Raw genomic sequence first — 13,279 nt, forward strand, 5'->3', positions numbered from 1 at the left:
CCGAGTTCCGAAAATCAGGCCGTTTCATCGCCCGGTTTTGCCATGTCGACGAGTACCCATCCTGGCCGGTAGGGATTGGGCCGGCGACCCGTTTCGTGGAAACCGTAGGCCAGATAGAGTGCGATGTTCCGCTCCATCCTGGCGTTGGTGTAAAGCCGCACCTCGGGCAGGCCCCACAGGCGCGTCTGTGCGTCCGCGTGTTTCAGCAACGCAATGCCCAAGCGTTTGCCCTGAAAGTCAGGGGAGACGGCGACGGAAAAGATCATCGCGTGATCGTCATGCCGTTCCAGTGTGAGCAGTCCGGCAAGTTCGCTGCCGCTCTCGAGAAGCCAGACCTCGCCGAGCGCGATGCGCGGCGCATAGTCCTCGGTGACCGGGATCGGCGGTGTGCCGAACATCGCGGTGTACGGTGCATAGGCCGCTTCCGTCAGCGAGACGATGGTTTGGAGATCACCGGCAAGCGCTCTTCTGATTGTCATTCAAAAGCTCCAGGCGCCAACCGGTCCGATCATCACTCCGCAGCTTCGCGCTTGCCTCCGGGGCGCCGCTCCAGCAGTTCCTTGAGGAACTGGCCGGTGTAGCTGCGCTTCTCGCGTACGATCGCTTCCGGCGTGCCGGAGGCGACCAGTTCGCCGCCGCCGTCGCCGCCTTCGGGGCCGAGGTCGAGCACCCAGTCGGCGGTCTTGATCACTTCGAGATTGTGCTCGATGACCACCACCGTGTTGCCCTGGTCGACCAGTTCATGCAGCACTTCCAACAGCTTGGCGACGTCGTGGAAATGCAGGCCGGTGGTTGGCTCGTCGAGGATGTAGAGCGTCTTGCCGGTCGCCTTGCGCGACAGTTCCTTGGCGAGCTTGATGCGCTGAGCCTCGCCGCCGGACAGCGTCGTCGCCTGCTGGCCGATATGGATGTAGCCGAGTCCTACCTGCTTCAGCGTGTCGAGCTTGTCGCGCACGCCGGGCACGGCGGCGAAGAAGTCGACGCCTTCCTCGACCGTCATGTCGAGCACGTCGGCGATCGACTTGCCCTTGAACAGCACGTCGAGAGTTTCTCTGTTATAGCGCTTGCCGTGGCAGACGTCGCAGGTGACGTAGACGTCGGGGAGGAAGTGCATCTCGATCTTGATGACGCCGTCGCCCTGGCAGGCCTCGCAGCGGCCGCCCTTGACGTTGAACGAGAAGCGTCCCGGCTGGTAGCCGCGCGCCTTGGCTTCGGGAAGCCCAGCGAACCAATCGCGGATCGGCGTAAAGGCGCCGGTGTAGGTGGCGGGGTTCGAACGCGGGGTCCGTCCAATCGGCGACTGGTCGATGTCGATGACCTTGTCGAGGAATTCGAGACCCTCGATGCGGTCGTGGTCGGCCGGATGCTCGCGCGAGCCCATGATGCGGCGCGACGCTGCCTTGAACAGCGTCTCGATCAGGAAGGTCGACTTGCCGCCGCCCGACACGCCGGTCACGGCGGTGAAGGTGCCGAGCGGGATTTCGGCGGTGACGTTCTTCAGATTATTGCCGCGCGCACCGACGATCTTGAGGCGGCGGTTCTTCTTCGCTTCGCGGCGCACGCCAGGCGTCGCCACTTCGAGCGCGCCCGACAGATATTTGCCGGTGATCGAGTTCGGGTTGGCCATGACCTGTTGCGGCGTGCCCTGGGCGATGATCTCACCGCCATGGATGCCGGCGGCCGGACCCATGTCGACGACATAGTCGGCATGCAGGATGGCGTCCTCATCATGCTCGACGACGATCACCGTGTTGCCGATGTCGCGCAGGTGCTTCAGCGTATCGAGCAGGCGGGCATTGTCGCGCTGGTGCAGGCCGATCGACGGCTCGTCCAGCACATAGAGCACGCCGGTGAGGCCGGAGCCGATCTGCGAGGCAAGCCGGATGCGCTGGCTTTCGCCGCCCGACAGCGTGCCGGAATTGCGCGACAGCGTCAGATAGTCGAGCCCGACATCGTTGAGGAAGCGCAGCCGCTCACGGATTTCCTTCAAGACGCGCACCGCGATCTCGTTCTGCTTGTCGTTGAGCGACGCCGGCAGGTCGGTGAACCACTGGTCGGCCTTGCGGATGGAAAGCTCGGTGACTTCGCCGATGTGCTTGCCGGCGATTTTCACCGCCAGCGACTCGGGCTTCAACCGATAACCCTTGCAGACCGGGCAGGGCGTGGCCGACATAAAGCGCTCGATTTCTTCGCGCATCCAGGCGGATTCAGTTTCTTTCCAGCGCCGCTCGAGATTCGGGATGACGCCTTCGAAGGTTTTTGTCGTCTTGTAGGAGCGCAAGCCGTCATCGTACTGGAAGGTGATTTCGCGCTCGCCGGTGCCGCGCAGGATGGCTTCCTTTGCCTCTTCGGTCAGATCCTTGAATTTGTCACCGAGCTTGAAGCCATAGGCTTTGCCGAGCGCCTCCAGCGTCTGCGCGTAGTAGGGCGAGGTCGACTTCGCCCACGGGCTGACGGCGCCGTCGCGCAGCGAGATGTTTTCGTCCGGCACGATCAGATTGCCATCGATGGCGCGCTGGCTGCCGAGGCCGTCGCAGGTCGGACAGGCGCCGAATGGGTTGTTGAAAGAGAACAGCCTGGGCTCGATCTCCGGAATGGTGAAGCCGGAGACCGGGCAAGCAAATTTTTCCGAGAACAGGATGCGCTCATGCGTCTCGTTCTTCGACTTGTTGACCGAATCCTCGCCGGTCTGGCTGGAATCGAGCGGCTTGTCGGCGAATTCGGCGACCGCCAGCCCTTCGGCCAGTTTCAGCGCGGTCTCGATGGAATCGGCAAGCCGCGTTGCCAGATCACCGCGCACGACGATACGGTCGACGACGACGTCGAGGTCATGCTTGTATTTCTTGTCAAGCGCCGGCACGTCGGCGATCTCGTAGAAGACGCCGTCGACCTTGACGCGCTGAAAACCCTTCTTCTGCAGCTCCAGCAATTCCTTGCGGTATTCGCCTTTGCGGCCGCGCACTATCGGCGCCAGGATGAACAGGCGCGTGCCTTCCTCGACCGCCAGCACACGGTCGACCATCTGCGAAACCGTCTGGCTCTCGATCGGCAGGCCGGTGGCCGGCGAATAGGGGATGCCGACGCGCGCGAACAGCAGGCGCATGTAGTCGTAGATTTCGGTGACAGTGCCGACGGTCGAACGCGGGTTCTTCGAGGTGGTCTTCTGCTCGATGGAGATGGCGGGCGACAGGCCATCGATTTGGTCGACGTCAGGCTTCTGCATCATTTCGAGGAATTGCCGCGCATAGGCCGACAGGCTTTCGACATAGCGGCGCTGGCCTTCGGCGTAGATGGTGTCGAAGGCAAGCGACGATTTGCCGGAACCCGACAGGCCGGTCATGACAATCAGGCTGTCACGCGGCAGATCGAGATCGACATTCTTCAGATTGTGTTCGCGCGCCCCGCGAATGGAAAGATATTTATGGTCGGCCATCGCCGGTCGCCGCCTCAGAGTCTGGAATTTCCTGGAATGGCGGGTTTTCCCGGCCATCCCCTATGTAGGTAGTTTTGCCGCCACGTCGAGAGACGCCACAATTCCCGACAAAGCGTTTAACCGTCTTTCGCATGAACGGGCAAGCGGAAAGAACAAAGGCCGAACACGCTCCTGACAAAGCTGTGCAAAAACTGACTTGCACGTAACCTCCCAGCGATCACATTTTTCGGTAACCGGCTATTGATGGTTGACGTCCCCGACTCAGGGGAGCAGACTCCAGCAGTCAACGAAGCCGGCCGTCTTTCGATGGCCTCGCCGCCCAGAGGCGGCCTGCGAGACGCCGCAGGCATTCGCGATTTGTGCTTCGGGACAACAATGTCGCAACGGACACAGGAGCGGAGCTATGACGCCACCGGATCGTCCCCTCGGGTTCCAGTTGTCACTGGAGCCGCGGCAGGCATAAGTGCCAGGGTTTAGCGTTTGCGCCACCCGACAAACCGTGACCTGCCATATCCCACAAAAATCAGAGACTGCTAGTCGGATCGTCGGCTGAATGCCGCGGTGCATCCGAAATCAAACGCCGGCAGTACACTCCCGGTAAAATTGGATTTGAGATCCAAAAGGCCCCGACCGTTTGCGCAAAGCACGGCGGGGCCGTTTTTATGTGCGGATTGTCTTGTTGGCGATAGGCGCAACGCAGCACGCGCTGGCACGCACTGTCAGTGGCGCGGCAGCCCGATTGAGCCGGCGCCGACATCGACGGTGATGCTGCCGGAAATCCTGACTTCCGTATTGCCGATCTTGAACTGGCCATTGCCGCTGCCGGGAAACGCGTCGTCGGGTTCGGGCTGGGGAGCCGGCTTGGCGATGCGATAGTCGCCGGTCACGCCGGGCAGAGCGTCTTTCTGCGCCGGCGAACTGTCCTCGGCAAGTGCCGTGCCGCTCACGAGGCCGGCAAAAGCGAGCACCACGACGGCGATGACGCGGCGCAGTGGTCTGGACGGATGAGTGTCGGTCATCTCAGGACTATAGTGACGTGCCGGCGACGGGACCAGAACCGGCATCGTCAAATCTTCGACAACCGGCAGGAGCCGGATAGGGCCCTGGCTTCATGCCGCCTTTTTTCGCGTGTCGAAAACATGGTCGACGATGCCCCATGCCTGGGCCTCTCGGGCCGTCATGAAGTGATCGCGGTCCAGCGTGCGCTCGACCTCATCATAGGTGCGGCCGCAATGCTGCGCGTAGAGTTCAGCCATGCGCCGCTTCGTCTGGCCGATGCGCTCGGCATGGCGCTGGATGTCGGAGGCCTGGCCCTGGAACCCGCCCAGCGGCTGATGCAGCAGGATGGTGGCGTTCGGCAGGGAAATCCGGCGCCCCGGCGTGCCTGCCATCAGCAGGAATGAAGCCATCGAGGCGGCGAAGCCCATGCACACGGTCGACACCGGGCAACTGATGTACTGCATCGTGTCGTAGATGGCGAAGCCGCTGGTCACCACGCCACCCGGCGAGTTGATGTAGAGCGAGATCTCCTTGTCGGGATTGTCCGATTCCAGCGACAGCAGCTGTGCGCAGACCAGCGCGGAGATGTCGTCGTTGATCTCGCCGTTGATGAAGACGATGCGCTCGCGCAACAGACGTGAAAAGATGTCGAAGGCACGTTCGCCGCGGCTCGATTGCTCGATCACCATCGGCACCAGACTGGCAAGGCCGCTCATTTTATGTCTCCGTTGTTGTCGCTCAGGCTGCACGCAGCAAGAGGCGAGGCGTGTTTGCGGCGATTGGCTTGCGTGAGTTGTTTGCGTCGAGCGAAAGCCGGCAGCCGGCGCCGGTCATGGCAATTGCGGGCATTGCCGTTCGGGCGAAGCCGTCATGGACGATGCGCAGATGCGTGCCACCGGAAACGGTGCGGGCGAGCGTGAAAGTGACAATGCTGTCCAATGGGCTGTCGAGCGGATCCTGCCGCGCGCCATCGCCTGGCTGCGAGCGCTCCCGCCAGGAATAGCGCAACAGCCGTTCGGGCTCGGCGTCGAGGATTTCGCATTCGATCGGCGCATCCGGACCGGTGAAGGCAAAACGATTGCCGATTTCCGGCCTGATGTCGTTCGGCATCATCCAAGCGGCGAGCAGCTCGGGTATGGTTAGAGCCCGCCAGACCTTTTCCGGCGGCTCGGCAAGGTCGTACTCGAATTCGATCGCATCCGGCTCGTCGCTTTGGCTCTCGTTGGTCTTTGATCTCGCCTTCTTCATTGATCCATGTCCTTCAAAACCGCCTTCAGCCTTTCGATGCGTTCCGGCCAGAAGGTCCGGTAGCGTTCGATCCAGGAGAGCAAGGGGGCGAGCCCCTGCGGATCGGCGCGGTAAAACGCGTTGCGGCCCGCACGCCGCTCGACCACCAGGCCGGCGCCGCGCAGCACCGCCAGATGCTGCGACACCGCCGGCTGCGACACCGTCATGCCGGTGCGCAATTCCGACACGCTCATCTCGCCAGCGGCGAGCCGCTCAAAGACGGCGCGGCGCGTCGGGTCGGCCAGGGCTCGGAAAATCTCTGCTTCGATCATGACCAAAGCATAAGTCTACACTTATTGATTTGGCAAGCGCTCTTTTCGAACCCATATGAGGGCTTCAGATGTTGCTGCCATTCCTTGACAATAAGCGGGCATGCAGATAAGAACGAAAAGGGAACAAAAACCTTGTGGGTAAAGGCAGCCATGGCAGGCGGCTGACGTCCGCAGCCTGTAAGGTGCTGCGACAAAAATTTGTTTCAGATGAGCGCGGAGAAATATCATGGCGGGTAGCGTCAACAAGGTCATTCTGGTCGGCAACCTCGGTGCGGACCCGGAAATCCGCCGGCTGAACTCGGGCGAGCCGGTCGTCAACATCCGCATCGCAACGTCGGAAAGCTGGCGCGACAAGAATTCCGGCGAGCGCAAGGAAAAAACCGAGTGGCACAACGTCGTCATCTTCAATGAGGGCATCGCCAAGGTGGCCGAGCAGTATCTGAAGAAGGGCATGAAGGTCTATGTCGAGGGCCAGCTGCAGACGCGCAAATGGCAGGACCAGACGGGCGCCGACAAGTACACGACGGAAGTCGTGCTGCAGAAATTCCGTGGCGAGCTGCAGATGCTCGACGCGCGCGGACAGGGTGAGGGCGGCCAGGTCGGCGGCTACGCCGGTGGCGGCAGCAGCCGTGGTTCCGATTTCGGCCAGTCAAGCCCGAGCGAAAGCTTCAATCGTGGCGGCGGCGGCAACGCTCCGAGGGGCGGCGGTGGCGGCGGTTCGTCGCGTGAACTGGACGACGAGATCCCGTTCTGATCGCAACGGCAGATGCTATTTTGGCTTAAGTCAGAAATTTTACCCCGAGAGTCCCTCATGGACTTTCGGGGTTTTGCATTGTCGAATTGAACGCCGACTTGGCGATCAACGAAATACGGCGAAGGACGAATTCGATGAAAGCACGCGTAAAATGGGTTGAGGAGCGCACCTTCGTCGGCGAGTCCGGCAGTGGCCACAAGGTCGTGCTGGGAACCGCGCTCGGGCCGGAAGGCAAGACGCCGGGGCCGAGCCCGATGGAACTGGTGCTGATCGGCACCGGCGGGTGTTCAGCCTATGACGTGGTGCATATCCTCGAAAAGGGCCGCGAGGCGATCGAGGACTGCGTGGTCGACCTCGACGCCGACCGGGCCGAAACCGAGCCCAGGGTGTTCACCCGCATCCATATGCATTTCGTCGTCAAGGGCAGGGCGCTCTCGCCCGACAAGGTCAAACGGGCAATCGACCTTTCGATCGAAAAATATTGCTCGGCCTCCGCGATGTTGGCCAAGACCGCCACGATTACCCACGATTTCGAAGTGATCGACACGACGGTGAAGTAGGCAGTAGGCAGTAGGCAGTAGGGACTGCCGTTCAGCCCGCCATCAGCGCCTTGATGCCGTCGGCGACGAACTGCACGGCAAGTGCGGCCAGGATGACGCCGAGCAGCCGGGTCAGGATCGAGCGGCCGGTCTGGCCGAGGATGCGGTCGATGCGTTCCGACAGCACGAACACCAGATAGGTGATGGCGAGGCAGACGAAGATGATGCCGACCAGCGCCGCCTGCGCGGCAAAGCCCTGGAACGAGCCGGAGAGCAACACAGTCGCCGAAATGGCGCCCGGGCCTGCAATCAGCGGGATTGCCAGCGGGAAAGCGGCGATGTTGTGGATCATGTCCTTGGTGATGGCGACGTCGCCGATCTTCTCCTTGCGGTCCTGCCGGCGCTCGAACACCATTTCGAAGGCGATGAAGAACAGCAGGAAACCGCCGGCGACGCGGAAAGCTGGCAGCGTGATGCCGAACACCGACAGGATCGAGGCGCCGGCAACCGCAAACAGCGCCATCACCAGGAAACCGATGATCGAGGCGCGGACGGAGACCTGCTGGCGCTCTTCGCGGTTCATGCCGCGCGTCACGGCGAGGAACAGTGGCGCCAGGCCGGGCGGATCGATGGTCACGAGAATGGTGACGAAGGCGTTGAACAGGCTGTCGAAACTCGGCATCTCTGACCCTCCAGCCGGGCCGCGCCCGTACCAGGATATTGGTAGAGCAAAGCCCGTTCGGTGGGAACTGTCAGGACAGCGAAACCGGGTTTAACCGGCAGCGCCGCAATAGGCCTCGATGCGATAGCCGTCCGGGTCGACGACAAAGGCTGCATAGTAGTTGTCGCCATAGTCGGCGCGCAGGCCCGGTGCGCCATTGTCTCTGCCGCCTTCGCGCAGAGCGCCGGCATGGAAAGTGTCGACGCTGGCCCGCGTTGGTGCGGCGAAGCAGAAATGCAGGCCGGATTTGTCGTCCGACGGCACGGGCCGAGCCGCCTCGTTCACCCACAACACGACGTTTTGAGCGCCATAACCAAGCGAACCTGGCGACTGGCTGAGACAGGTGTAGCCAAGCGGCCTCAGCGCGGCATCATAGAAGCGCTTGGCGGCGGCGGCGTCGCAGACACCGATCGAGATATGATCGAACATGATTTTCTCCATTGTTACAATATCTTGCGGTGTCATCTTGCTTTCGCTCGTTGCGCCAGGAACTCGACTTCCAGCCGCCATGTCGCGCCGTCGTCGTGCGAGCGCTCGCCGAGCCAGCGGAAGCTGCCTTCGGTGATGCGGGAAAAACTCCAGCGCACCGATGTACCAGTGCCGTCGGCGCCCACTTGCACGATCGTGTCGCCCTCGGCGCGGCCGAGCTGGCGGCTAAAATACTGGTTGCGCGGGTCGCTCCAGAAGATGTGCCAGGCATCCGCGCCGGGATCGTAGACGCGCAGCGTCGTGCCATAGAAAGTCCATTTGCCGAGCGAAGGCTGGGAGCCAGCGTCCCGCGCGGGCAGGATCCAGACATCTTGGATGGCCCGGCCTTCCAACACCCAGCCGAAATGCACCTCGCCACGCCCGGTCAGCACCGTGCCGTCCTCGAGATGGCGCGAGGCGTCGAACGTCCAGGCGCCGACGAAGCGGCCGTAGAGGCTCAGTTTTTCAGCAAGCCCTTCTGCTGGTCCGGAGCTGTGCAGGGCTTCGGCAAACGAGGATTGGTCGAACATGGTTCCGGTCTCTTGTTGTCAGGAGACCGAGAGCAGTAGGCGGTGACGGGGTTCAGGGCTTGGGAAAAATTGCTATATTCCGGTCATGACAGCGACCACGCACACGCTCGCATCCGGACCCGGCTGGCACGTGACGGATGTGATCTGCACGGCCGGCGCCGGCGACCGGCCGTTCGAGGAAGCGCATCAGGATTTCTGCGTCGCTGCGGTCACCAGCGGCACGTTCCGCTACCGTGCCCAACAAGGCACGGCGATGCTGGCGCCCGGCGCGCTCCTGCTCGGCAATCCCGGCACATGTTACGAATGCGGGCACGAGCATGGCAGCGGCGACCGTTGCCTCTCGTTCCATTTCGGTCCGTCCTACATGGAACGGATCGTGGCTGGCGTATCGGGCGCCAGGAAGCTGGCTTTCGAGGCGCCCCGGCTGCCGCCTTTGCCGGTCCTGGCGCCACTGCTGGCCGAGGCGGAAACCGCGCGCGATGTGGCCGACAACGGCGCCTTCGAGGAACTTTCCCTGCGCATGGCCGGAGCTGCCGTGGCTACAGCCTCTGGTGCTACGCATGCCAGGGGCGCACCAAGCCGTCGCGATCAGAAACGGGTTGCCGAGGCCGTACGGCGGATCGAACTGGACGCCGACGGATCGGTCTCGCTTTCGGCGCTTGCCGATGAAACAGCGACCAGCCCCTACCATTTCCTGCGCATCTTCCGGCAGGTCGCGGGCATGACGCCCTATCAGTTCCTGCTCAAGACGCGGCTGCACAGGGCCGCGGTGCGGCTGCGCATGTCTGACGATGCGATCTCGGCGATCGCCTTCGAGGCCGGCTTCAACGATCTGTCGACCTTCAACCGTCGCTTTCGGCGGATCATGGGGGAGACGCCGGGCCAGTTTCGCACCCGCCGTGGCACACCGGCCGTTCCCGTCTCGTGAATCGGCCCAGTGCTCGCAAAGGCAGTCACGCAGGCTTTTGCCTCAGTGCGGCGAAAACCGCCTTGGCCATATCGTCGCAATCAGTGGTATCCATTTGAAATTACCACCAAAAATGACACTGGAAAAATGCCCGACATGTTGGAGTTTCAGTCTTGCTTCCTATATAAGCACCAAGTGATTCCTGATTAGATTGTGATCCGATTTGACCGACCAGAAGACACCGCGCGGCGCCGACGACGGCCCCACCGGCATCGAGCCGATATCCATCGTCGAGGAGATGCAGCGTTCCTATCTCGATTACGCCATGAGCGTGATCGTCAGCCGCGCGCTGCCCGACGTGCGCGACGGTCTGAAGCCGGTGCATCGCCGCATTCTCTTCGCCGCCCATGAGAGCGGTTACCACTGGAACCGCAAATATGTGAAGTCGGCACGTCCGGTCGCCGACGTGATGGGTAAATACCATCCGCATGGCGACGCTTCCATCTATGACGCCTTGGTGCGCATGGCGCAGGACTGGTCGCTGCGTGTGCCGCTGATCGACGGACAGGGCAATTTCGGCTCCATCGACGGCGATCCGCCGGCGGCGATGCGCTACACGGAAGCGCGGCTGACCAAGGTCGCGCACGAGCTTCTGGAGGATATCGACAAGGATACTGTCGATTTCCAGGACACTTACGATGCCTCGGGCAGCGAACCGAAGGTTCTGCCGGCACGTTTTCCCAATCTTCTGGTCAACGGCTCGGGCGGCATCGCCGTCGGCATGGCGACCAACATCCCGCCGCACAATCTCGGCGAAATCTGCAACGGCGCGATCGCCATCATCGACAATCCGGCGATCGACCTGCCGGCGCTGATGGAGATCATCCCGGGGCCGGATTTCCCGACCGGCGCCATCGTGCTTGGCCGTTCCGGCATCTACAGCGCCTATTCGACCGGCCGCGGCTCCATCGTCATGCGCGGCAAGGTCAACATCGAACAGCGTGGCAACGACCGCGAGTCGATCATCATCACCGAAGTTCCCTACCAAGTGAACAAGTCGTCGATGATCGAGAAGATGGCTGAACTGGTGCGCGACAAACGCATCGAGGGCATTTCCGACATTCGCGACGAGAGCGATCGCCAGGGCTACCGGGTCGTCATCGAATTGAAGCGCGACGCGGTTGCCGACGTCATCCTCAACCAGCTCTATCGCTTCACGCCGCTGCAGACCTCTTTCGGCGCCAATATGGTGGCGCTGAATGGCGGCAAGCCGGAACTGCTGACGCTGACCGACATGCTGAAGGCGTTCGTCACCTTCCGCGAGGAGGTGATCACCCGGCGGACGAAATTCCTGCTGCGCAAGGCGCGCGACCGCGCCCATGTGCTGGTCGGTCTCGCCATCGCCGTCGCCAACATCGACGAGGTCATCAAGCTGATCCGCACCGCGCCGGATCCCCAGACGGCGCGCGAGCAGTTGATGGAGCGGCGCTGGCCCTCCGGCGACGTCGAATCGCTGATCCTTCTGATCGACGATCCGCGCCATCGCATCAACGAGGACGGCACCTACAATCTGTCCGAGGAGCAGGCGCGCGCCATCCTCGAACTGCGCCTGCAGCGCCTGACCGCTCTTGGCCGCGACGAAATCGCCGATGAGTTGAACACGATCGGCGCCGAAATCATTGATTATCTGGACATTTTGTCTTCCCGCGCGCGCGTCCAGCAGATCGTCAAGGACGAGCTTGCCGCCGTGCGCGACGAGTTCGGCACGCCACGCCGCACCGAGCTCACCGATGGTGGGGCGGACATGGAAGACGAGGACCTGATCCAGCGCGAGGACATGGTCGTGACGGTGAGCCATTCCGGCTACATCAAGCGCGTGCCGTTGTCGCTCTACCGGGCGCAGCGCCGCGGCGGCAAGGGCCGCTCCGGCATGTCGACCAAGGAAGAGGATTTCGTCACCCGGCTGTTCGTGGCCAACACGCACACGCCGGTGCTGTTTTTCTCCTCGCGCGGCATCGTCTACAAGGAAAAGGTCTGGCGCCTGCCGATCGGCAATCCGCAGTCACGCGGCAAGGCGCTGATCAACATGCTACCGCTGGAGCAGGGCGAGCGCATCACCACCATCATGCCGCTGCCCGAGGACGAGACCAGTTGGGGCGATCTCGACGTGATGTTCGCCACCACGCGCGGCACCGTGCGCCGCAACAAGCTTTCCGACTTCGTCCAGGTCAACCGCAACGGCAAGATCGCCATGAAGCTGGAGGAGGAGGGCGACGAGATCCTCGGCGTCGAGACCTGCACCGACAATGACGACGTGCTTCTGACTGCCAGTTCCGGTAAGTGCATCCGCTTTTCGGTCGGCGACGTGCGCGTCTTCCAGAGCCGCAACTCGGTCGGCGTGCGCGGCATAACCATGGCCGAGACCGACCGCATCATCTCGATGTCGGTGATCGAGAATGTCGATGCGCCGCCAGCCGAGCGCGCGGCCTATCTCAAGCGGGCGGCGGCCGAACGGCGGCTTGCCGCCGGAATCGCTGCCGGCGAAGAGGAAGAGATCGCGCTGACCAATGAAGAGGTTGGCGAGGAGACCGAGCTTTCCGACGAGCGCTACGAGTTCCTCAAGGCTCATGAGAAGTACGTGCTGACGGTGACCGAATTCGGCTACGGCAAGCGCTCTTCGTCCTATGATTTCCGGCTGACCGGACGCGGCGGCAAGGGCATCCGCGCCACCGACGTCTCGAAGGTAGCCGAGATCGGCCGGCTGGTGGCGACGTTCCCGGTCGGCAATGACGACCAGATCATGCTGGTATCGGATGGCGGCACCGTCATCCGGGTTCCGGTCAACGGCATCCGTTTCGCCAGCCGCGCCACCAAGGGCGTGACCATCTTCAACACGGCTGAAGGTGAAAAGGTGGTTTCGGTCGAGCGGATCTCGGAACCGCAATCGGACGAAGAAAGCGAAGAGACGGTCGAGGGCGCTGTTGATGCCGCTGCGGCGCCGGATGCTGGTCCGGAGGGGACCGACTAAGTCCGGCACCCAGGTTTTGACATGGCAACGCCCGGCCCATCGGCCGGCGCGGCAGCACGTTTAGGCTTTATCAGTAGTGGCGATACGGCTTGCGGGGGCCGAAGCCTTCGAAGCGCTTGGTGTTTGCCTTGACGCGGACGCGTTGTGCCTCCTGATGCAGCCCAAATACGGTGGCGATCAGCATGGCGACGGTCATTGCGGTGGCGAGCATGTAGATCAGCATGTGCGTGTTCTCCTGCGCCTAACAACGGATAGATGGGATTTTGGTTTCATCTTATTAAGGTGCAACCTAGTGAACGCTGCGTGAAGGCTTCGTGATCAGCGTGTTCATCTGTCGTTCG

The 13,279-nt window shown here is 62.4% G+C and carries 14 protein-coding genes; 4 read left to right on the forward strand and 10 right to left on the reverse strand.

Going from position 1 to position 13,279, the window contains the following annotated elements; all coding sequences use genetic code 11:
* Positions 1–14: 14 nt before the first annotated feature.
* The 6 genes from ASD99_RS28885 to ASD99_RS28910 form a co-directional block, all read right to left on the reverse strand.
* Positions 15–479: a GNAT family N-acetyltransferase gene (locus ASD99_RS28885; RefSeq protein WP_056582303.1), complete on the reverse strand. Its 465-nt coding sequence runs from the start codon at positions 477–479 to the stop codon at positions 15–17.
* Positions 480–511: 32 nt separating this feature from the next.
* On the reverse strand, positions 512–3,433 hold the full coding sequence (gene uvrA, locus ASD99_RS28890; RefSeq protein ID WP_056582306.1) for an excinuclease ABC subunit UvrA: 2,922 nt from the start codon (positions 3,431–3,433) through the stop codon (positions 512–514).
* Positions 3,434–4,152: 719 nt separating this feature from the next.
* A complete protein-coding gene (locus tag ASD99_RS28895; protein ID WP_057145750.1) occupies positions 4,153–4,452 on the reverse strand; it encodes a hypothetical protein in 300 nt (99 codons plus the stop codon).
* 90 nt (positions 4,453–4,542) lie between these two features.
* Positions 4,543–5,148, reverse strand: a complete 606-nt coding sequence (locus ASD99_RS28900; protein WP_057145731.1) for an ATP-dependent Clp protease proteolytic subunit — start codon at positions 5,146–5,148, stop codon at positions 4,543–4,545.
* 22 nt (positions 5,149–5,170) lie between these two features.
* On the reverse strand, positions 5,171–5,680 hold the full coding sequence (locus tag ASD99_RS28905; RefSeq protein WP_056582310.1) for an SRPBCC family protein: 510 nt from the start codon (positions 5,678–5,680) through the stop codon (positions 5,171–5,173).
* Entirely contained in the window at positions 5,677–5,991 is a 315-nt protein-coding gene (locus tag ASD99_RS28910; RefSeq protein WP_056582312.1) for an ArsR/SmtB family transcription factor, read from the reverse strand. The genes ASD99_RS28905 and ASD99_RS28910 overlap by 4 nt, the downstream gene beginning before the upstream one ends.
* Before the next feature lie 226 nt (positions 5,992–6,217).
* Between ASD99_RS28910 and ASD99_RS28915 the strand changes: the two genes are divergently transcribed.
* Both ASD99_RS28915 and ASD99_RS28920 read left to right on the forward strand, forming a co-directional pair.
* Positions 6,218–6,745 carry a single-stranded DNA-binding protein gene (locus ASD99_RS28915; protein ID WP_056582314.1) on the forward strand — a complete coding sequence of 176 codons (528 nt, stop codon included), beginning with the start codon at positions 6,218–6,220 and terminating at the stop codon, positions 6,743–6,745.
* 134 nt (positions 6,746–6,879) lie between these two features.
* The gene (locus ASD99_RS28920) at positions 6,880–7,305 is read left to right on the forward strand and encodes an OsmC family protein (protein WP_056582316.1); all 426 of its coding nucleotides are present in this window, start codon (positions 6,880–6,882) and stop codon (positions 7,303–7,305) included.
* Between the two features lie 31 nt (positions 7,306–7,336).
* Here the strand turns inward: ASD99_RS28920 and ASD99_RS28925 are convergent, their stop codons facing one another.
* The 3 genes from ASD99_RS28925 to ASD99_RS28935 form a co-directional block, all read right to left on the reverse strand.
* On the reverse strand, positions 7,337–7,966 hold the full coding sequence (locus tag ASD99_RS28925) for a MarC family protein (RefSeq protein WP_023670949.1): 630 nt from the start codon (positions 7,964–7,966) through the stop codon (positions 7,337–7,339).
* 90 nt (positions 7,967–8,056) lie between these two features.
* Complete coding sequence (locus ASD99_RS28930; protein WP_056582318.1) at positions 8,057–8,434, reverse strand: VOC family protein; 378 nt, start codon at positions 8,432–8,434, stop codon at positions 8,057–8,059.
* Positions 8,435–8,466: 32 nt separating this feature from the next.
* Positions 8,467–9,003, reverse strand: coding sequence for a hypothetical protein (locus tag ASD99_RS28935; RefSeq protein WP_056582320.1), 537 nt, complete (start codon positions 9,001–9,003; stop codon positions 8,467–8,469).
* A gap of 85 nt (positions 9,004–9,088) precedes the next feature.
* Between ASD99_RS28935 and ASD99_RS28940 the strand changes: the two genes are divergently transcribed.
* Positions 9,089–9,931, forward strand: coding sequence for a helix-turn-helix transcriptional regulator (locus ASD99_RS28940; protein WP_056582322.1), 843 nt, complete (start codon positions 9,089–9,091; stop codon positions 9,929–9,931).
* 202 nt (positions 9,932–10,133) lie between these two features.
* Complete coding sequence (gene gyrA / locus ASD99_RS28945; RefSeq protein WP_057145732.1) at positions 10,134–12,938, forward strand: DNA gyrase subunit A; 2,805 nt, start codon at positions 10,134–10,136, stop codon at positions 12,936–12,938.
* Positions 12,939–13,008: 70 nt separating this feature from the next.
* On the opposite strand, the gene ASD99_RS34210 is transcribed toward gyrA, so the two are convergent.
* Complete coding sequence (locus ASD99_RS34210) at positions 13,009–13,161, reverse strand: hypothetical protein (RefSeq protein ID WP_082525247.1); 153 nt, start codon at positions 13,159–13,161, stop codon at positions 13,009–13,011.
* Positions 13,162–13,279: the final 118 nt, after the last annotated feature.

It is taken from the genome of Mesorhizobium sp. Root695, assembly GCF_001428185.1.
Lineage (GTDB): Bacteria > Pseudomonadota > Alphaproteobacteria > Rhizobiales > Rhizobiaceae > Mesorhizobium.

Coding starts and splice junctions, on each gene's coding strand:
- ASD99_RS28885 (WP_056582303.1), bottom strand. CDS start 479: ATGACAATCAGAAGAGCGCTTGCCGGTGATCTCCAAACCATCGTCTCG.
- uvrA (WP_056582306.1), bottom strand. CDS start 3,433: ATGGCCGACCATAAATATCTTTCCATTCGCGGGGCGCGCGAACACAAT.
- ASD99_RS28895 (WP_057145750.1), bottom strand. CDS start 4,452: ATGACCGACACTCATCCGTCCAGACCACTGCGCCGCGTCATCGCCGTC.
- ASD99_RS28900 (WP_057145731.1), bottom strand. CDS start 5,148: ATGAGCGGCCTTGCCAGTCTGGTGCCGATGGTGATCGAGCAATCGAGC.
- ASD99_RS28905 (WP_056582310.1), bottom strand. CDS start 5,680: ATGAAGAAGGCGAGATCAAAGACCAACGAGAGCCAAAGCGACGAGCCG.
- ASD99_RS28910 (WP_056582312.1), bottom strand. CDS start 5,991: ATGATCGAAGCAGAGATTTTCCGAGCCCTGGCCGACCCGACGCGCCGC.
- ASD99_RS28915 (WP_056582314.1), top strand. CDS start 6,218: ATGGCGGGTAGCGTCAACAAGGTCATTCTGGTCGGCAACCTCGGTGCG.
- ASD99_RS28920 (WP_056582316.1), top strand. CDS start 6,880: ATGAAAGCACGCGTAAAATGGGTTGAGGAGCGCACCTTCGTCGGCGAG.
- ASD99_RS28925 (WP_023670949.1), bottom strand. CDS start 7,966: ATGCCGAGTTTCGACAGCCTGTTCAACGCCTTCGTCACCATTCTCGTG.
- ASD99_RS28930 (WP_056582318.1), bottom strand. CDS start 8,434: ATGTTCGATCATATCTCGATCGGTGTCTGCGACGCCGCCGCCGCCAAG.
- ASD99_RS28935 (WP_056582320.1), bottom strand. CDS start 9,003: ATGTTCGACCAATCCTCGTTTGCCGAAGCCCTGCACAGCTCCGGACCA.
- ASD99_RS28940 (WP_056582322.1), top strand. CDS start 9,089: ATGACAGCGACCACGCACACGCTCGCATCCGGACCCGGCTGGCACGTG.
- ASD99_RS34210 (WP_082525247.1), bottom strand. CDS start 13,161: ATGCTGATCTACATGCTCGCCACCGCAATGACCGTCGCCATGCTGATC.